Here is an 18112-nt window from a genome sequence, read left to right as displayed (position 1 = left end):
AACAGAGACTGACTGCATCAATCACGGTCGACAGCTTCTCCTTTCAGCATGCTCTTTGGAATCGATAGAATCAGAGCGCAACTGACCAGAAGGCACGCTCCAAGCGCATAGGTGCCGTTGTTGATATTGCCAGTCAGGTCTTTCGCCACACTCGTAATCATCGAGCCGGTAAAGCCGGACAGGTTGCCGACCGAATTGATGAGCGCAATACCCGCCGCTGCTGCTGTTCCCGAGAGAATCTGTCCAGGAAAGGTCCAGAAAATCGGCATCAGGCCAAGAATCGCGCAGGTAGCAATCGTCAGGAAGGTAATCGACACGGGTACGTTGTTTGCAAAGAGCGCACTTAGAATCAGGCCGACTCCGCCGATACAGGCGGGAATTGCCGCGTGCAGACGTCGCTCGCCCGTTTTGCGCGAATGGGCCGCGTTCCAGATCATTGCAACCACTGCGCTAAGGTAGGGAATGGCTGTCAGCAGGCCAATGTTCAAGGTGCTCTTCACGCCCGATGCCTTGATGATGGATGGCAGCCAGAACGCCAGACCATAGAAGCCGGTATTGAACGTCAGCAGAATAAAGGTGAGCAACCACACGCGAGGGCTCTTGAGCGCCGCTGCAACGCTATGCGTCTTCTTTGCGCCTTCCTGCTCGAGATTTCTTTGCAATACGGCCTTCTCGGACGCCGTCAGCCATTTCGCGGACTGAATGCCATCGCCCATCCGGAAGAGCACCACGAACGCGACGAGGATGGAAGGAATGCCCTCGAGCAGCAGCATCCATTGCCAGCCGCCGAGGCCGAGCAGGCCGTGTGTGTTTTCCATCAGCCACCCGGAGATGACGCCACCGAGCGTCAGGCTCACGGGAATGGCGATCAGGAACCCTGACATCGCGACGCTTTGGCGGCGGGCAGGGAACCAGTAGTTCATGTAGAGAATGATGCCCGGAAAGAAGCCAGCCTCGCAGACTCCCAGCAGGAACCGGAGGGTGTAGAACATCGTCGACGTTTGAACGTGGAAGAAGTTCGCGAGCGGCGAGATGAACGCAAGGGATGACGAGACGATACCCCACGTCACCATGATGCGGGCTATCCAGAAGCGTGCGCCGTATCGGTGAAGAAGCAGGTTACTGGGCATTTCGAAAAGAAAGTATCCCCAGAAGAAGATGCTCGCGCCTACGGCGTAGACGCTGTCGCTCAGTCCTAGCGAGTCGAGCATTTGCAGTTTCGCAAAACCGACGTTGACGCGGTCCAGGTAGGCGACGACGTAACACAGAAGCAGCAGCGGCAGGATGCGCTTCAGAACCTTGCGGTACAACAGTTCTTCAGCCTCATTGACAGCGGCCGGCGAGGCCGCAGCCTGAGTGATCGTTGGCATGGAATTGTCTCCTTTTGCGTATATCTTGAGCGGTCTGGCTGCAAGGCGGACCGGTCACGGTACTTCGTTGTGGTGTGGCTGAGCGTCGCTCAACTCGATCGAGGGCGAACCGGTGGCGTGTGTGCGTTGAAACGCAGCGGCCGTCCGTCGCAGCAGGCAAAGGCAAAGGCCGTTTGCGCGGACCGTTGAAACCCCAATCTGTTCATTGTGAGCGAGTAATGTCTCTGATTATGTTACCGATAACATCTCATGGCAAAATGTTCCCGTCGAAAATGTTATCGGTAACGAAGGTAGCATGATGTCATGCGGCATGGCAAGCCAGGGGAATCTACCTGGGTTGTCCGCGGCGTCTGTTTTATCATCTCGACTCGTTGCGGGCCCGTGCGCAAATTGCCCTTGGCCTGCCCTTGAAAAGCCAACCAACTCAAGCCTGATGGGCAATACTCGCTTCACTCACCGCGTCGTCGATGACCCGCATTCAGGGCCGCCCCGTATGTCTGACGTCGCGCGTATTGCGGGCGTCTCGAAGATGACTGTCTCGCGTGTGCTCGCAGGGCACAGCGTCGCGTTGGCGACACGCGTGCGTGTGCAACAGGCGATCGACGAACTCGGCTACGTGGCGGATGCGGCGGCAGGGGCGCTCTCGTCGGGAAGGTCTGAATTCGCTGCCGTGCTCGTACCTTCGCTTGCGAGTTCCAATTTCTCGGATACGGTGCGAGGGCTGTCGGGCGCGCTTGAACGCGAAGGGCTGCAACTCCTTCTGGGCGATACCGACTACGACCTTGTGCGCGAAGAGCGCCTCGTCCGCTCGATGCTCAGATATCAGCCGCGCTGTATCGCGCTGACAGGTTCACAGCATACGGACGGAACGCGGCAATTGCTCGAACGTTCGCGGATACCTGTCGTTGAAATGTGGGACCTGCCGGGCAATCCGATTGATATGGCGGTTGGTTTTTCCAACGCCCGGGCTGCGCGAGAGATGGTGCGATATCTGAAGGACCGTGGATACAGGAAGATAGGGTTTCTGGGCGGGGCAAGCGATCTGGACAGACGGGGTCTCGAGCGTCTCAAGGGTTATCAGCAGGAAATTCGCGCGCAAGGCCTCGGCGAGCCGCGCGTGATACGCGTTGGCGAATCACCCATCACGATGAGCCACGGCGGCCCAGCGCTGGATGCTCTGCTCGAACAGTGGCCCGATACGGATGCCGTTATGTGCGTGAGCGACATGTCGGCGTTTGGCGCTATCATGCAATGTCATCGTCGGGGGCTCAGCGTGCCGCATGACATTGCAGTTGCAGGTTTCGGCAACTTCGAGGTCGCCGACTGCTGCCAGCCGGCCATTACAACTGTGTCGGTTGACGCAGTGGGTATCGGCGCGCGCGCGGGCGAATTGCTGGTCTCGGCTCTTGCCTCAGGCGACAGTCAAGCCGCGTCAGAGCGACGCAAGGTTACCATCGACTACACGGTCATTTCTCGCGAAAGCGCGTAAGAGATCCTGGTGCACAGGACGAGCGCGCGTGATAACATCAACAAATGTTACCGATAACAATATCATCGATCGGGCGGCACGGAGACAGCCGCAGGCGCTCAACGGGCGCTAACGCTGTCCGCAAAAGAGGCGATGGTGGCTAAGCCATCGTCAAGACAAGGAACAACGGAGTACAAGCCATGACCCAGTCCAACGCACGGCGCCTGCGAAGCCAGGAGTGGTTCGATGACCCCGCCAATGCGGACATGACCGCTCTCTATGTCGAGCGTTTCATGAACTATGGTCTCACCCGGGAAGAATTGCAGTCGGGCCGTCCCATCATCGGTATTGCGCAGACGGGCAGTGATCTCGCACCGTGCAACCGCCACCACATCGAACTCGCTGCGCGGACCAAGGCGGGCATCCGGGATGCGGGCGGAATTCCGATGGAATTCCCCGTCCATCCGCTTGCCGAACAGAGCCGCCGGCCTACGGCCGCGCTCGACCGGAACCTGGCCTATCTTGGTCTCGTCGAGATTCTTCACGGGTTCCCGCTCGATGGCGTCGTTCTGACGACGGGCTGCGACAAGACCACGCCGGCCTGCCTGATGGCCGCCGCAACGGTCGATATGCCCGCCATCGTGTTGTCGGGCGGCCCGATGCTCGATGGCTGGCATCAAGGCAAACGCGTCGGCTCCGGCACCGTGATCTGGCATGCACGCAATCTGCTTGCAGCGGGTGAGATCGACTATGAAGGCTTCATGGAGCTCACGACAGCCTCGTCGCCCTCCATTGGCCATTGCAACACGATGGGCACGGCGCTGTCGATGAACAGTCTCGCGGAAGCGCTCGGGATGTCGCTGCCTGGGTGCGCGAGTATCCCGGCGGCCTACCGGGAGCGTGGCCAGATGGCGTATGCGACGGGAAAGCGCATCGTGGACCTGGTGCGCGAAGACGTGCGCCCGTCGCATGTGATGACCAAAGAGGCATTTGAGAACGCGATCGTTGTCGCTTCGGCGCTTGGTGCGTCCACCAATTGTCCGCCGCACCTCATCGCGATTGCGCGCCACATGGGTGTCGAGCTGAGCCTTGATGACTGGCAGCGTGTGGGCGAGCCGGTGCCGCTCATCGTGAATTGCATGCCCGCGGGCGAATTTCTGGGCGAGAGCTTCCATCGGGCGGGTGGCGTGCCCGCCGTGCTTCGCGAACTCGACCGCGCGGGCCTCGTGCATCGCGACTGCGTGACTGTGTCGGGGCGAACCATTGGCGCGATTGCTGACAGCACGGCCGAGCCGGACCGCGATGTCATCAAGACCACGGATGAGCCGCTCAAGCATGGGGCGGGATTCATGGTGCTGTCGGGCAACTTCTTCGACAGCGCGATCATGAAGATGTCGGTCGTTGGCGATGCGTTCAGGCAAACGTATTTGAGCGAGCCGGGCGCGGAAAACACCTTCGAAGCAAGGGCGATTGTGTTCGATGGTCCCGAGGACTATCACGCGCGCATCAACGACCCGTCGCTCAACATCGACCAGCATTGCATACTCGTGATTCGGGGTGCGGGCACGGTCGGCTATCCGGGCAGCGCGGAGGTGGTCAACATGGCGCCGCCCGCCGAACTGGTGCGCAAGGGCATCACGTCGCTGCCAACCATGGGAGATGGCCGGCAAAGCGGCACCTCGGCGAGCCCGTCGATCCTGAACATGTCGCCCGAAGCAGCCGTTGGTGGCGGACTCGCGCTTCTGCAAACGGGCGACCGCATTCGCGTCGATCTGAACGCGCGCAGCGTCAATGTCCTCGTCGATGAAGAAGAGCTTGCACGGCGCCGCGAGAACGCCTGCTTCGACGTTCCGCCTGCACAGACACCATGGCAGGAGTTGTACCGGCAGACAGTGGGGCAACTGTCGACGGGCGGATGCCTGGAGCCTGCAACGCTTTATCTGAAAGTGATTGCCGAGCGCGGAAATCCGCGCCACTCCCACTAAACCGGATTCGGCCGGGCGAATGCATTGACGCGCGCCTTGCCGTATCGATGTTCAGAACGAACTGGAGACATTCCGTACCATGAACTCACAATCCCCATCGGCCTATCTTCCCGACGACATTCGGCGCGCCCTGCTGGTTGGCCGCGTGTGGCGCAAAACGGGCGAACAGGAAGGGCCTTGCGTCGTGCTCGTTCGCGATGGCGAAGTCCTGGATATCACCGCGACCGTTCCGACCACCGCGGACCTGTTCGACCGCGAGGACATTGTTCAGTTTGCGCGCACGGTGACGGGCGACTCGCTAGGGTCGGCAGAGAAGCTCGTTGGGGCGAATCTTTCTGCTACCGGGCATCGCGCATTGCAACTGCTCGCGCCGAATGACGTTCAGGCTATCAAGGCGTGCGGCGTTACGTTCGCGGTCAGCCTCATCGAGCGCGTGATCGAGGAACAGGCGGGCGGCGATCCCGCCAAAGCGCAGGAAGTGCGCAACACCATCGCGGCCACCATCGGCACCGACCTCTCGAAAATCAAACCAGGTTCGGACGCTGCGATGAAGCTCAAGGCGGAACTCGAGCGGCGCGGTGCATGGTCACAGTACATGGAAGTGGGCATCGGGCCCGACGCAGAGGTCTTTTCGAAGTCGCAGCCGATGTCCGCCGTTGGCTTTGGCGCAGACATCGGCTTGCTGCCGGCATCGACCTGGAACAATCCTGAGCCGGAAATCGTTCTTGCCGTCAACAGCCGCGGTGAGATTGTCGGTGCGACGCTTGGCAACGACGTCAATCTGCGGGACATCGAAGGCCGTTCCGCGTTGTTGCTCGGCAAGTGCAAGGACAACAACGCATCGTGTGCGATTGGTCCCTTCGTGCGTCTGTTCGATGAATCGTTCAACCTCGACTCGGTGCGCAAGGTAAGCGTCGCGCTGCGTGTGGAGGGTGCCGACGACGGCTTTCTGCTTGAAGGCGTCAGCCACATGAGCGAGATCAGCCGCGATCCTGCTGAGCTCGTCGCGCAGACGTGGGGGCGCCATCATCAGTATCCCGACGGCTTCATGCTGTTTCTCGGCACGATGTTCTCGCCCATCAAGGATCGCGACACGAAGGGCGGCGGCTTTACGCATCACCTCGGCGACAGGGTAACCATCTCGACGCCGGAACTCGGCGCATTGACCAACACCGTGCAGTTGAGCACGGAAATCGCGCCGTGGACATTCGGCGTGCGCGCGCTTTATCGCAACCTGGCCTCGCGAGGCTTGCTCTGATCCACTGCGCGTTGAACCGACAACACTGAATCAGGAATGGCAACATGAACCAGTTCGACAATTACATCGATGGCAAGTGGGTACCGGGTGCGACTACCTCTGCCAATATCAACCCCTCCAACCTCGATGACGTGATTGGGGCGTTCGCACAGGCAGACGAGACGCAGGCATACGCTGCGATCGCCGCCGCGCGAAAAGCGTTCGCCCAGTGGTCGCTGTCGACGCCGCAGCAGCGCTTCGATCTGCTCGACCAGGCCGGCAGCGTCATTCTTGCCCGCAAGGCTGAACTCGGCCGGCTGCTCGCACGCGAAGAAGGCAAGACCCTTCCCGAGGCAATGGGCGAAGTAGGCAGGGCGGGTCAGATTTTCAAGTTCTTCGCTGGCGAGGCGCTTCGTGTCGGCGGCGAGACTGTGCCTTCCGTGCGGCCCGGGATGACAGTTGAAATGACCCGCGAGCCTGTCGGTGTCGTGGGTCTGATTACGCCGTGGAATTTCCCGATTGCCATTCCGGCCTGGAAGATTGCGCCGGCGCTCGCCTACGGCAACACGGTCGTCATCAAGCCCGCCGACCTCGTGCCGGCGAGCACGTGGGAACTGGTGAAGATCATTGCGGAGGCGGGCGCGCCGGCAGGCGTCATCAATCTGGTGATGGGCCGTGGCTCCGTGGTCGGAGAGGCTATCGTGAGTTCACCGGACGTCGACGCCGTCAGCTTTACTGGCTCCGTGGCGACGGGACGTGCGATTGGCGCAAAGTGTTTCGCGACCGGCAAGAAGTTCCAGCTCGAGATGGGCGGCAAGAATCCCATGGTCGTGCTGGATGACGCCGACCTCGATGTTGCCGTCGATGCGTGCATCAACGGTGCATTCTTCTCTACGGGGCAACGTTGCACTGCGTCTAGCCGGCTCATCGTCACGGAAGGCATCCACGACCGGTTTGTCGAAGCGATGAAGGCACGGATGAAGTCCTTGAAGGTCGGCGATGCGCTCGCTGACGGAACGCATATCGGACCTGTGGTCGACGACAAGCAGCTTCAGCAGGATGAACGGTACATCGCCATTGCGCGCGAAGAAGGCGGAGAAGTGTTCGGCGGCGAGCGGGTTGAGGGTTCGACGCGCGGCTATTACCTTGCTCCTGCGCTGATCACGAATACCAGCGCCGGGATGCGTATCAATCGGGAAGAGGTGTTTGGCCCTGTCGCGTCGGTTATCAAGGTGAAGGACTATCAGGCGGCGCTGGCGGTTGCGAACGATACCGAGTTCGGGCTGTCGGCTGGAATCTGCACGACGTCTCTCAGTCATGCAAGCCACTTCCGGCGCCACGTACAGGCAGGAATGGTCATGGTGAACACGGCAACGGCGGGTGTCGACTATCACGTCCCGTTTGGTGGCCGCAAGGGTTCGAGCTATGGTCCACGCGAGCAGGGTAGCTATGCGCGCGAGTTCTACACCACGGTCAAGACTTCGTATATCAATCCGGGTGCTGTTTGAGGTGTCGTAGAAGATCGACCGGCTGCCGGTCAAGCCGGCAGCGGTATAACGGCGGGTGTGGTTCGAACGTCGAGCCGGCATGCGCGAGGGCATCCTCGAACGCGGCTTCTCTCTTGTCCGCTGGCCCGGCTTCAGGTGAACAAGGCAGGCCTGTTGAAAGGGTCTCTTAAAGCGCCTGCACCTGAACCACCGTGCCGGGCTTACCCGCTACTTGCGGGGCGATGATGAGGTAACGGCGCGTATTGCCCGCCGTGCTCGCGCCCGGTGCAACCAGCTGGCGAATCTGGCCCAGCGCAGTGACGATTGCGGCGCCGGCCCCGTTCGTCATGAAGTCGGCAAGCGGCTCCACGTGGCCGCTGCCATCGGGCTTTTCCGAAAGGCCCAGCACGTAGCGCTGCTTCGGCGCAAGCCCGGTGACAGCGGCTTGTAGCACCTGAATCAGTCCCTGGTCGAACAGCGTGACACTGGTCGGCATGCTTGCAGCGTCGGCCGGTTTGCCCGTTCCGACGGCCTTCAGCGCAAGGTGCGTGGTTTGTCCCGCCTGGCCAGGCGGCTGCGTATTCTGCGTGCCATCGCCCTGCGGCACCGCATCCGGCACGTAGGTCACGGCTTGCGGCGCCTGTCCAATCGGCACGTTGGCAATGACCTTGTTCGTCAGCGTATCGATGGCGGCCATCGCGTCGGCGTTCTCAAGCCCAACATAGATGCGCGAGCCGTCGCCCGAAGGCCAGATACCGTGCGGCAGATTGCCGACGGGAATCGTCGCGACCTGCGAGAAGTCGTCGGTCCTGAATACCTTGACCTGATTCAGGCCGCCTACCGTCACGTAAGCAAACATGCCATTCGCGTTCTGCACGATGTTGACGTGGTTCGTGATCGGGCCGGTGTCGATTGTCGTGAGCAACGCGAACGGCGGCCGTGCATCGAACACCTGGGTCTTGCCCACATCCTTCAGCGTGAACCAGACCTGCTTGCCGTCCGGCGTCGCCGCGAGGTCAGGGCAGAACGGACTGTCCTGCGTCACCTTTCCGACAATCTTGTGGTCGGCCACCGAGATGACCTCAGTCTCAGGATTGAACGACGAGCACACATAGCCGTATTTCCCGTCCGGCGAGAAGATCTGCATGCCGGGGCCTGCGGGAACGATGATGCGTGTCTTCTCTTCATATGTGCTGCCATCGAGGACGTCGACGTAGTTTTCACCGCGCACGGTCACCCACACCTCGTTGCCGTCCCGTGTGAAGAACGCCTCGTGCGGCGACCGGCCGACATAGCTGACATGCTTGATCGTATTCGTCTGCGTGTCGATGAACGTGACGGAATTGGAACCAATCGACACTACCGCGAGCGTGCGGTGGTCCGGCGAAAACCCCATGCCGTGCACCAGCACCTGGCCGCGGTACAGCGGGCTGAAGTAGGCGGGCGCCGGATCGCCGAGGCGAATCAGGCCAACCAGATGATTGTCGGCGGGATCGATGACGGAAACCGTATTCGAGAACTGCTCGGCTGCGTACACGCGATCATGATGGGTGACCGGGATGTCCGGATCGGATAGCGAACCAGGCACCTGGCCTGCCGAGGCGAACCGCACAGCGGCGAGCGCGACGGCCACGAGAACGGTCGCGGCGATGGACGTGATTTTCATCATGGCTCCTTCTGCGTGTTCATTGAGTTGCAGCGGGCATCGAATGCGCCGGTACGGAGGTCGATGCGGGCGTCGGCGCGGTAGGCGCAGGAGCGGGCGCCGGCAGCGACTGGCCCAGCGCGAAGCGCATCGCGACAATTTCCTGCTGCTGCTCGATCACGATTTCCTGCGCGATGCGGCGCAGTTGTTCGTTGTGTCCGTAGCGCAGCTCGGCCAGCGCCATATCGATCGCGCCTTGATGGTGCGGGACCATCATCTCCACGAAGTCTCCGTCTACGTCGCCTGTCGGTTTGATGGACATGTCGTCCATCATTTTCGTCATTGCCTTCTGGTTTTCGGAGAGAAACGGCTGCTCGTCGGCAGCCGCGCCGCCAGCGCCGGCGGCGACGGCGGGGAAGGCGCCCACTATCGCCGCAAGGGTAGCGAGTACAGTCGATCGGCAGGCGTGAGCGCGGAGAAAGGAACGCATGAGAGAACTCCTGTACCACCGGCAGCGCCGGGCCAACGATCTGCCGCTTATGTTCTACGCGATCGCCGTACCCCATCGCGACTAGCGGCCCGCACGGCATGATCAGTGTAGTACCGATCGTATGCGCAACGCTTGCGGTCGCCTGGAGACCCTGATGCATCAATACGTGGAAGACGGAAAACAGCGCCGTGCGCGACAACGGCGCCAACCATCCAAAGCGCTCTGCAGGCTCTGATGGGAACCCGTTGGGCAGCCTTTTGAGGAAACCGTGAAACGACTCGCGCTTCGCTCGTTGCCACGCAAATGCGGACGCTGGAGCAGATTCGACGGCGTCGTGAGCATTTCAAAAAGTGGACGGATGACTGAGACTGGTTGCGATCGCGCAGCACATGGCTGCCGATTCAGAGAAGTCCCAGCGACCATCAAAGGAGTTTCCCTATGCCACTCATCAATGTGAAACTGATTGACGGCGTATTTTCGCCAGCACAAAAGAAACAGATTGCGGAGAAGTTGACCGACGCGATGGTATCGATCGAGGGAGAGGCGATGCGCTCCGTCACGTTAGTGATCATCGACGAAGTCAAGAGTGGCGATTGGGCGATCGGGGGCCGGCCTCTAACCACGGCTGACGTCCACGCGCTGGCGGGAATGAAGGCGGCCTGACCGCACCGGGGCCGTGTCGAACCGTGTGAAGAAAATCGCGGCTTCGCGCGGCCCCCGTCATAGCCGTCTTCGTTGCAGGACGTGCGAGCGGGCACGTTGTCGAGTGTTTGCTCGCTGACGTTTTCAGCATTGAAAACGTTGGCGCGTACCCGACACTTCGCATGCACCGGTGGCGGGTGATTTCGCCGAAAGCCCCACGGCGCAAGACATCCGCGAAACTGGCGCGGCAGATGCATAGGTGGTCAATACCCGCGGATCGGCCGGCGCGCAATCGAACGCGTCGCTTGATGCACATCCACGGTCCACCTGCCAAACGAAATGGAATTCCCACATGTCGAGCTTTTCTTCGAACAATGAGCGCACATCCATCATCGCCTTGCATTGCTCAGGTTCCGGCGCGAATCAATGGCGTGCGCTCGGCGAACTGCTCGATGGGCGCTACGCGCTGATTGCGCCCGAGCATTACGGCTGCGACAGCGTCGGACCGTGGAGCGGCGAGCGCGCTTTTACGCTCGCGGACGAAGCGGCGCGCACCGTTGAAATAATCGACCGGCAGCGCAACAGGGTGCATCTCGTCGGCCATTCGTATGGGGGCGGGGTCGCGTTGCGCGCCGCGCTCGAACGGCCGCATGGTGTGGCGAGCATCACGCTGTACGAGCCTTCCGCATTCCATTTGCTCAAACGGATGGGCTCCCGCGGCGCGCACGAATTCGCGGAGATTCTGGGCATCGCGGCGCGTACGGCGGAAGGCGTCGTCGCGGGAGATTTGCGCGGCGCGGCCCGCTCGTTCGTCGACTATTGGGGCGGGCATGGCGCATGGTCAGCGCTGCGCCCTTCCGTGCAGGCGATGCTCACGCGCTGGGTGCCCAAGGCGCCGCTCGATTTTCGCGCGCTGATTCACGAGCCGACACCTGCGAGCGCCTACGCGGGACTGCGTATCCCGACGCTCGTGCTGCGTGGCGAGCACGCTCCCGCTCCGACGCGCCTGATCGCGGAGACCTTGCCCTCGCTGATGCCGGACGCGAAGCTGATCGTCGTGCCCGAAGCGGGGCACATGGGGCCGCTTACGCATGCGCAGACCGTCAATGCGGCGATCGCGCGGCATATCAGCGAGTGGGACGGGCGCGCGGCCTGACGCGCTGCCCTGCGGACCATCGGGCAACCGCCTCAGGCGGTCCGGCGCTTTAGCAGGGAAAACCGTGGGCCGACGGGACGCGCCCGCCAATGAACCGCACTGGCTCGCGCGCGTTGCGCGTTGTTCGAACGCGCTGCGACTGCTGGTGGCGGGCGACAACACGGCTGTAGTTTGGGCTTACCATGGTTGGCATCGGCCCGGCGGGCCGTGCGCCCTGCCGCGCCAACGCCCACTTGGCGCGAGCCAACCACCTGCCATGCGGGCGCCGTCGCGGATATCGGAGCCAGCAAGTGGAAATCGAGGAACGCCCACGATGAGCACACGAAACGTGAACCAGGGACGGCGCGACTTTCTTCGCAGATCGGGTGTGGTGCCGTCCACGTTGCTGCTATTGAGCCTTGGAGAGGCGGACGCTGCGCAAGCCGGCGCACTTCCAGCTACGCCCGCCTGCACAGACGAACACGAACCGACCCGGCATCAGACGGCGGGGCCGTTCTTCCTGCCGCATTCGCCGCAACGCGCATCGCTGCTTGAACCGGGCATCAATGGAACGAAGATGATTCTGACGGGACAGGTGTGGTCGACGCGATGCACGGCCGTGTCAGGGGCATTGCTCGATTTCTGGCACGCCGATGACGCTGGCGAATACGACGTCGACGGGTTCCGGCTTCGCGGACATCAATTCGCCGACAGTGACGGCCGCTATCGCCTCGAGACCATCGTGCCGGGGCTGTATCCCGGACGCACACGACACTTCCACGTGAAGGTGCAGCCGCCCAATGGGCCGATCCTCACTACCCAACTGTACTTTCCCGCCGAGCAGCGCAATGCGCGCGATTCCCTGTTCGATCGCCGGTTGCTGATGACGATCCACGACGCCGGCGAGCAAAAGGCGGCCCGGTTCGATTTCGTCGTCGCGCTCGCGTAGCGCGAGTCGTCGTGAAGCTATGCAGTGTCGAGTGTCGAGTGTCGGGCGACAGCGTGATTCATGACAGGGCGGCAAAAAAAAAAAGCCTCGACTAGCCGAACAAGTCGAGGCTGAAAACATCGCCACCCTGACCGACCGCTGCGGAGACAGCCCATCTCCAACGGCAGATGACGATGACCCTTGGTTTCCCGTCAAGCCGCGAGCGCTTCGCACTTGATCTGACCTGGCGTGTCTTCCGACGGCCTGGGCGCGCGGATATCAGTCATGTTTTGTCGCTGCGGATCGCCGCTGACGGCTGCGTTCAATGGCCTGTCTTGCAATGGATGCCATTTCATCGACGCTCAGCGAATCGGCAACGGTTTGTGCATACGCGTGATGCCGTCTCGTCAGCGGCGCCGCGAGGTCTTTGGCATCCATGTACCGAAGCAGCGCGATCCTCCGATGCCCGCATTCGATGCTGTGGTCGTATAAGGTCAGCGCCGCCATTGCGTCGCAGTGCTTCGCAACATCCTCCACCAGGCTTCTCGTGTCAGATCGTTTCATTTGGAACGCTGCTGTGATCGCCGCCACGCGGCAATAAGAATGCCGTCGACTGGCAGTATCGGCATCGGCCAGAAATGCGGCAATTCCCCGTCGGGACTACCACCCGATGGGTAGTGAGTAACGCCTGGATGCGCCTGTTCGACCAACGCCGTCACGCGCTGCGCCGTCAACGTGATTCTCCTCGCGCAACCTCGGATTCGTGACGATTTCAGTCCACCCGAAGCGGTTTCGATCGCCATGATTGCCTCCCCTACCCCCAAAGAGGGAGCCCCCTCTGGACGATTGCAACGCGCAGTTGACTCGCCATACTAGAGTCATGAATCGTCACGAATCGTCAATGCCTGGCAGCGGAGCAACATCATGGAATGCACAAATTTCCTGACCCATCAGCAGATCTTCGATCACGCTGTCGGACATCTTCTCGGCCAGGGCCGCGCTGCGCTGTTGCCGCAAGGAGGGGGCGCGTATCGCGGTTATTGCGGGGGCTGTCCCGTTGGCAGTTTCATCAAGCCACGCGACTACATGACCGCGATGGAAGGCGTCCCCGTCCGCTACATCGGCAAACGATCGTCGGACACGATACCGGCGTACATGGACGTCGGCATCGCTGCACTCAGAAAGGCACTGCTTCGGGCGCATATCAATGTCTACGATCCCGTCACGATCGAGTTGCTCAGCTGTCTGCAGAACGTGCACGACGTTTTCGGCAAATGGGAATGGCACGAGCGGCTTCAGTCGATCGCCCGCCAGTTTGGTCTGTCGGCGCAGCGGGTCAAGGCGGCGGCCTGATCGCTTTGACACAGGCAGGAAACGCAAATCATGAACGGGTGACTGGAGTGAAGATCATGAACGTCCATCAGCAGTCTTTGCGCGAACTGGTCGAGAAATGGCTGTCGCCGACTCCGGCAACGCCCCTTCGGGTGACGCAGTTCAGCCGCACGCGAGATAGCAACCGCCGTTATGTCTGTGTCGAGGTGGCGCGGCCTGCGTGCTCGGTGGCCATCATGTTCTTCCGGCATGACGATGGCTCCTGGCGCGTGTTTCCGCCTCGCCGCGAGCGTCCCGCGATGGCCTGTCCGAAAGCCGCGTGACGCGCGCAGTCTCGCCGCGCGTGGCCTATGATGAAACCGTCGGCTGCCCGCTTCAGGGTAATTCAGGTATGAGGAATAGGACGTGGAGCCAGTCAATACGGTACTGCTGATCGACGATCATGCGCTGTTCCGCAAGGGCGTCGCGCAGCTGATCGGAATGAACCCCGCGTTTCGCGTGGTCGGCGAAGCGTCGTCGGGGCGAGTGGGCGTCGACCTCGCGGTTCGGCTCAAGCCGGACGTGATCCTGATCGACCTGAACATGCCGGAAATGAGCGGAATCGAAACGCTCCAGATGATGAGGGAGCACGGCGTCGATGCACGCTTTCTGATGTTGACGGTCTCGGACAACGAGCGCGATGTCGTGGCTGCGTTGCGCGCCGGCGCGAGCGGCTATCTGCTCAAGGACATGGAGCCGGAAGAGCTCTGCGTGAACTTGCAGAAGGCGCTGCAAGGAACGGCTGTGCTCAGCGAGTCGATCACGGGCAAGCTGTTTCATGCGCTGTCCGCCGGGCAACCTCTGCCTGCCAGCGAATCAGGCCTCTCCGCGCGTGAGCAGGAGGTGCTCGACTATCTCGTCGAAGGGCTGTGCAACAAGGAAATTGCACGCAAGCTCGATATCAGCGTCGGTACTGTAAAGGTGCACGTCAAGCATCTGCTGCACAAGCTCGATCTGCATTCGAGGGTTGAGGCCGTCGTGTGGCATCACGAGCACCACGCACGCCGCAATCCGCCGCGCCCATGAGATCGCTTCGTTGACTGCATTCATTGAACGGGCGAGTCCTCACGGCCGCCACGCACTGGTACTATTCGCACTGCGGACACCCATGAAGGGTCGCGCCGCATAACCGAATTGCCGATAGTCACGTGTAGAGCCGAGCGATGAAGAGCGAGATAAATGCCGATCCGCCCACCAGTCAACTTGAAGACTCGGGCGACGGGAGGTCGATTGAGTCATTCCTGGGCAAGGTCGTCAAGGAGCATCGCACCAACCAGGGGCTGACGATCGCCGACCTGGCGGAGCAAAGCGGCCTGTCGCGAAGCATGGTATCGAAGATCGAGAACGGGCAGGTGTCGACCAGCCTCGACTCGATCGTGAGCATTGCGCGGGCACTGGGCATTTCGATCTCGGCGCTGTTCAAGAACTTCGAGCATCGTGAGGGCAACGCACAGCATGTGAAGGCGGGCAAGGGCATGGAGGTGGTACGCCGGGGGACCACCAAGGGGCATACCTACCATCTGCTTGCCTACGATCAGGGCCCCGTCAAGCTGTTCGAGCCGTTCCTCATCACGATGGACGACGAGGCCGAGGTGTTTCCGACCTTCGAGCATCCCGGCACCGAGTTCATCTACATGCTGCAAGGCAAGATGGAATATCGCCATGGCAACCGCAGCTATCTGCTGCAACCCGGCGACGCGCTGACCTTTCGCGGCTCGGTCGCGCATGGCCCCGAGCGTCTGATCAAGCTTCCCATCCGGTTCATCACGGTGATCATGTACGGCCAGTCGCCGGAACTGGACACCTGAACGATGCGCGCCCCGTCTGGCTGACGGGCCGTGCATCCTCCGCGCGCCGGCTGCGCCCTTTACAGCCGCCTAAACCCGCCTTCGACCGCCTCGCCATCGTCCCGTAAGAACGGACGGCTGGCGCTCGTCCATTGTCTCTTTCCGGCTGTCATCTGTTCGGAACGCTGCCGCGGTCCGGGCACGCGTGGGCGTGCGCGGGCGTGCGCGTAACCCGCGGGTGATACGCGCGTCGCAATACTCCCGCGTGGGTAGCAAGGAAGTACGGGTGTTTCCTGACAGGAAAAAAAGTTGATTGTCGTTGACATGCGAATTTCGACTGACTACTGTTGTGCTCAATGATTCCTCTTCGAATCGACGCACACACCATGTCCTCCATTACGCATCGTTTCACGCTTACCCTTTCCTGTCCCGATCGCATTGGGATCGTGTCTGCTGTAAGCACGTTCCTTGCCGAGCATCGCGGGTGGATCATCGAGGCCACCCATCACGCGGACGAAATCGAGAAGCGCTTCTTTATGCGCCATGAGATCGCGGCGGACTCGCTGCCCTTTGGCATCGGCGGGTTTCGCGAGCGCTTTGCCCACATCGCGAAAGAGTTCGCGATGGACTGGAAGGTCTCGGACAACCAGATCAAGAAGCGGGTCGTGATTCTCGTGTCGAAGCTGGAGCACTGTCTCTACGATCTGCTCGCGCGCTGGAAGGCGGGCGAACTGGACATCGAGATTCCCTGCGTGATCTCGAATCACGACACGTGGCGCAGCTTCGTCGAATGGCACGGCATTCCGTTTCATCACGTGCCCGTCACGCCCGACAACAAGGCGCAAGCCTATGACGAGGTGCAGCGCCTGTTCGAGGATGCGCGCGCCGACACGATGGTGCTCGCGCGCTACATGCAGGTGCTGTCCCCGAAGCTGTGCGCGGCGTATCCGGGGCGAATCATCAACATCCACCACTCGTTCCTGCCGAGCTTCGTCGGCGCGAAGCCCTATCACCAGGCTTATGGGCGCGGCGTCAAGCTGACGGGCGCCACCTGCCACTACGTGACGGAAGAGCTCGACCAGGGGCCGATCATCGAACAGGACGTGATACGCGTGCGTCACTCGGACCGGCCCGATGACCTCGTGCGTCTTGGCCGGGACATCGAGAAAGCCGTATTGGCGCGAGGCTTGCGTTATCACCTCGAGGATCGTGTGCTGATCCACGGCAACAAGACCATCGTGCTGCGTTAGCAGCGCGGCCCGTCTTCCATCGTACAGGTCGTAGAGCCGCCTCCAGCGGGGCGGCACAAAGGAGCGTTTTATGCCATGGCGTCTCGTCCGCTTCGCTCTCTCGAAGAAACATCCGGAACCGAGGATGTTCACGAGACACGACACTTTGCGTCGTTCATATGACGTTGTGATCATCGGCGCGGGAGGTCACGGTCTCGCGTCCGCCTACTATCTCGCGAAGGAGCATGGCATCACGAATGTGGCCGTGCTGGAGAAGGGGTATATCGGAGGAGGTAATACCGGGCGTAACACCACCATCATCCGCTCGAACTATCTGACGCCTGAAGGCGTGCAGTTCTATGACGAGTCGGTGAAGCTGTGGCAGGACCTGTCGCAGGACTTCGATCTCAACCTGTTCTATTCGACGCGCGGCCACTACACGCTCGCGCACACCGATTCGGCGATGCGCACGATGCGCTGGCGCGCCGAGGTCAACAAGCACTACGGGGTGGACTCCGAGGTCGTCGGTCCGAACGAGGTGAAGAAAGCGGCGCCGATGATCGACATCTCGTGCGGCGGCGTCGCGCCCATCATGGGCGCGCTGTATCACGCGCCGGGCGCCGTCGCGCGGCACGATGCCGTCGCGTGGGGTTACGGGCGCGGCGCGGACCAGCGCGGCGTCGAGATCCATCAGCAGACGGAAGTGCTCGGCATCGATGTGGTCGGCGGCAAGGTCAAGGGCGTGAAGACCTCGCGCGGCTATATCTCGACCAACAAGGTGCTGTGCGCGGTGGCGGGCTCGACGCCCCGCGTGACGGACATGGTCGGCATTCGCACGCCCATCTTCATCCATCCGCTTCAGGCGATGGTGAGCGAGCCGCTCAAGCCCTGGCTCGATCCCATCCTCGTGTCGGGCAGCCTGCACGTCTATATCAGCCAGTCCGCGCGGGGCGAACTCGTGATGGGCGCTTCGCTCGATCCTTACGAACTGCACTCGACCCGCTCGACGCTCGATTTCGTCGAAGGGCTCACCGCGCACATGCTCGAGATGTTCCCGTTTCTGTCGCAAGCGAAGGTGATGCGTCAATGGGCCGGGATGGCCGACATGACGCCCGACTTCGCGCCGATCATGGGCAAGACACCCGTCGAAGGTTTCTATCTGGACGCGGGTTGGGGCACCTGGGGCTTCAAGGCCACGCCCGTGTGCGGCAAGACGATGTCCCACACGGTTGCCAACGACGCCACCCATCCGCTGATCGAGGGCTTCTCGCTCGACCGCTTCCGCCGCTTCTCGCTGACGGGCGAGAAGGGCGCGGCATCCGTTGGCCACTGACCTGG

18 protein-coding genes are annotated in these 18112 nt (G+C 61.6%); 13 read left to right on the top strand and 5 right to left on the bottom strand.

Annotation, left to right across the window (positions count from 1 at the left end):
- Positions 1 to 17 precede the first annotated feature (17 nt).
- A complete protein-coding gene (locus J8I87_RS02090; RefSeq protein WP_209929794.1) occupies positions 18 to 1370 on the bottom strand; it encodes an MFS transporter in 1353 nt (450 codons plus the stop codon).
- A 493-nt stretch (positions 1371 to 1863) separates the two neighbouring features.
- Between J8I87_RS02090 and J8I87_RS02085 the strand changes: the two genes are divergently transcribed.
- The 4 genes from J8I87_RS02085 (at position 1864) to J8I87_RS02070 (ending at position 7568) form a co-directional block, all read left to right on the top strand.
- The gene (locus J8I87_RS02085; RefSeq protein ID WP_209929793.1) at positions 1864 to 2859 is read left to right on the top strand and encodes a LacI family DNA-binding transcriptional regulator; all 996 of its coding nucleotides are present in this window, start codon (positions 1864 to 1866) and stop codon (positions 2857 to 2859) included.
- A 179-nt stretch (positions 2860 to 3038) separates the two neighbouring features.
- Positions 3039 to 4823: an IlvD/Edd family dehydratase gene (locus J8I87_RS02080; protein WP_209929792.1), complete on the top strand. Its 1785-nt coding sequence runs from the start codon at positions 3039 to 3041 to the stop codon at positions 4821 to 4823.
- Between the two features lie 79 nt (positions 4824 to 4902).
- Positions 4903 to 6081, top strand: a complete 1179-nt coding sequence (locus J8I87_RS02075; protein ID WP_209929791.1) for a fumarylacetoacetate hydrolase family protein — start codon at positions 4903 to 4905, stop codon at positions 6079 to 6081.
- Between the two features lie 44 nt (positions 6082 to 6125).
- A complete protein-coding gene (locus tag J8I87_RS02070) occupies positions 6126 to 7568 on the top strand; it encodes an aldehyde dehydrogenase family protein (RefSeq protein ID WP_209929790.1) in 1443 nt (480 codons plus the stop codon).
- Positions 7569 to 7734: 166 nt separating this feature from the next.
- Here the strand turns inward: J8I87_RS02070 and J8I87_RS02065 are convergent, their stop codons facing one another.
- Both J8I87_RS02065 and J8I87_RS02060 read right to left on the bottom strand, forming a co-directional pair.
- Positions 7735 to 9213 (bottom strand): YncE family protein, encoded by a 1479-nt coding sequence (locus J8I87_RS02065; RefSeq protein WP_209929951.1) that lies wholly within the window; start codon positions 9211 to 9213, stop codon positions 7735 to 7737.
- Between the two features lie 19 nt (positions 9214 to 9232).
- Complete coding sequence (locus J8I87_RS02060) at positions 9233 to 9682, bottom strand: DUF305 domain-containing protein (RefSeq protein WP_209929789.1); 450 nt, start codon at positions 9680 to 9682, stop codon at positions 9233 to 9235.
- Positions 9683 to 10120: 438 nt separating this feature from the next.
- Here J8I87_RS02060 and J8I87_RS02055 point away from each other — a divergent pair, with 438 nt between their 5' ends.
- The 3 genes from J8I87_RS02055 to J8I87_RS02045 all read left to right on the top strand — a co-directional run bounded on the left by J8I87_RS02055 (position 10121) and on the right by J8I87_RS02045 (position 12408).
- Positions 10121 to 10345 (top strand): 4-oxalocrotonate tautomerase family protein, encoded by a 225-nt coding sequence (locus J8I87_RS02055; protein ID WP_209929788.1) that lies wholly within the window; start codon positions 10121 to 10123, stop codon positions 10343 to 10345.
- 331 nt (positions 10346 to 10676) lie between these two features.
- On the top strand, positions 10677 to 11480 hold the full coding sequence (locus J8I87_RS02050; RefSeq protein ID WP_209929787.1) for an alpha/beta fold hydrolase: 804 nt from the start codon (positions 10677 to 10679) through the stop codon (positions 11478 to 11480).
- Between the two features lie 313 nt (positions 11481 to 11793).
- Positions 11794 to 12408, top strand: coding sequence for an intradiol ring-cleavage dioxygenase (locus J8I87_RS02045; RefSeq protein WP_209929786.1), 615 nt, complete (start codon positions 11794 to 11796; stop codon positions 12406 to 12408).
- A gap of 258 nt (positions 12409 to 12666) precedes the next feature.
- On the opposite strand, the gene J8I87_RS02040 is transcribed toward J8I87_RS02045, so the two are convergent.
- Positions 12667 to 12894 carry a hypothetical protein gene (locus J8I87_RS02040; protein WP_245253643.1) on the bottom strand — a complete coding sequence of 76 codons (228 nt, stop codon included), beginning with the start codon at positions 12892 to 12894 and terminating at the stop codon, positions 12667 to 12669.
- Between the two features lie 53 nt (positions 12895 to 12947).
- Positions 12948 to 13190, bottom strand: coding sequence for a hypothetical protein (locus tag J8I87_RS02035; protein WP_209929785.1), 243 nt, complete (start codon positions 13188 to 13190; stop codon positions 12948 to 12950).
- Positions 13191 to 13311: 121 nt separating this feature from the next.
- On the opposite strand from J8I87_RS02035, the gene J8I87_RS02030 reads away from it, so the two are divergent.
- From J8I87_RS02030 to J8I87_RS02005, 6 genes are all read left to right on the top strand, one after another.
- The gene (locus tag J8I87_RS02030; protein ID WP_209929784.1) at positions 13312 to 13740 is read left to right on the top strand and encodes a hypothetical protein; all 429 of its coding nucleotides are present in this window, start codon (positions 13312 to 13314) and stop codon (positions 13738 to 13740) included.
- A gap of 56 nt (positions 13741 to 13796) precedes the next feature.
- Positions 13797 to 14042 carry a hypothetical protein gene (locus J8I87_RS02025; protein WP_209929783.1) on the top strand — a complete coding sequence of 82 codons (246 nt, stop codon included), beginning with the start codon at positions 13797 to 13799 and terminating at the stop codon, positions 14040 to 14042.
- An 82-nt stretch (positions 14043 to 14124) separates the two neighbouring features.
- Complete coding sequence (gene narL / locus J8I87_RS02020; protein ID WP_209929782.1) at positions 14125 to 14784, top strand: two-component system response regulator NarL; 660 nt, start codon at positions 14125 to 14127, stop codon at positions 14782 to 14784.
- 137 nt (positions 14785 to 14921) lie between these two features.
- A complete protein-coding gene (locus J8I87_RS02015; RefSeq protein ID WP_209929781.1) occupies positions 14922 to 15566 on the top strand; it encodes an XRE family transcriptional regulator in 645 nt (214 codons plus the stop codon).
- Between the two features lie 365 nt (positions 15567 to 15931).
- On the top strand, positions 15932 to 16795 hold the full coding sequence (gene purU / locus J8I87_RS02010; RefSeq protein WP_245253642.1) for a formyltetrahydrofolate deformylase: 864 nt from the start codon (positions 15932 to 15934) through the stop codon (positions 16793 to 16795).
- Positions 16796 to 16919: 124 nt separating this feature from the next.
- Positions 16920 to 18107, top strand: a complete 1188-nt coding sequence (locus J8I87_RS02005; RefSeq protein WP_245253641.1) for an FAD-dependent oxidoreductase — start codon at positions 16920 to 16922, stop codon at positions 18105 to 18107.
- The last annotated feature ends 5 nt before the right edge of the window (positions 18108 to 18112 follow it).

Origin of the sequence: Paraburkholderia sp. LEh10 (assembly GCF_017814945.1) — a bacterium.
Taxonomy (GTDB): Bacteria; Pseudomonadota; Gammaproteobacteria; order Burkholderiales; family Burkholderiaceae; genus Paraburkholderia.
Note: the sequence above shows the minus strand (reverse complement) of the source record. Positions and strands in the feature narration are given on the sequence as shown.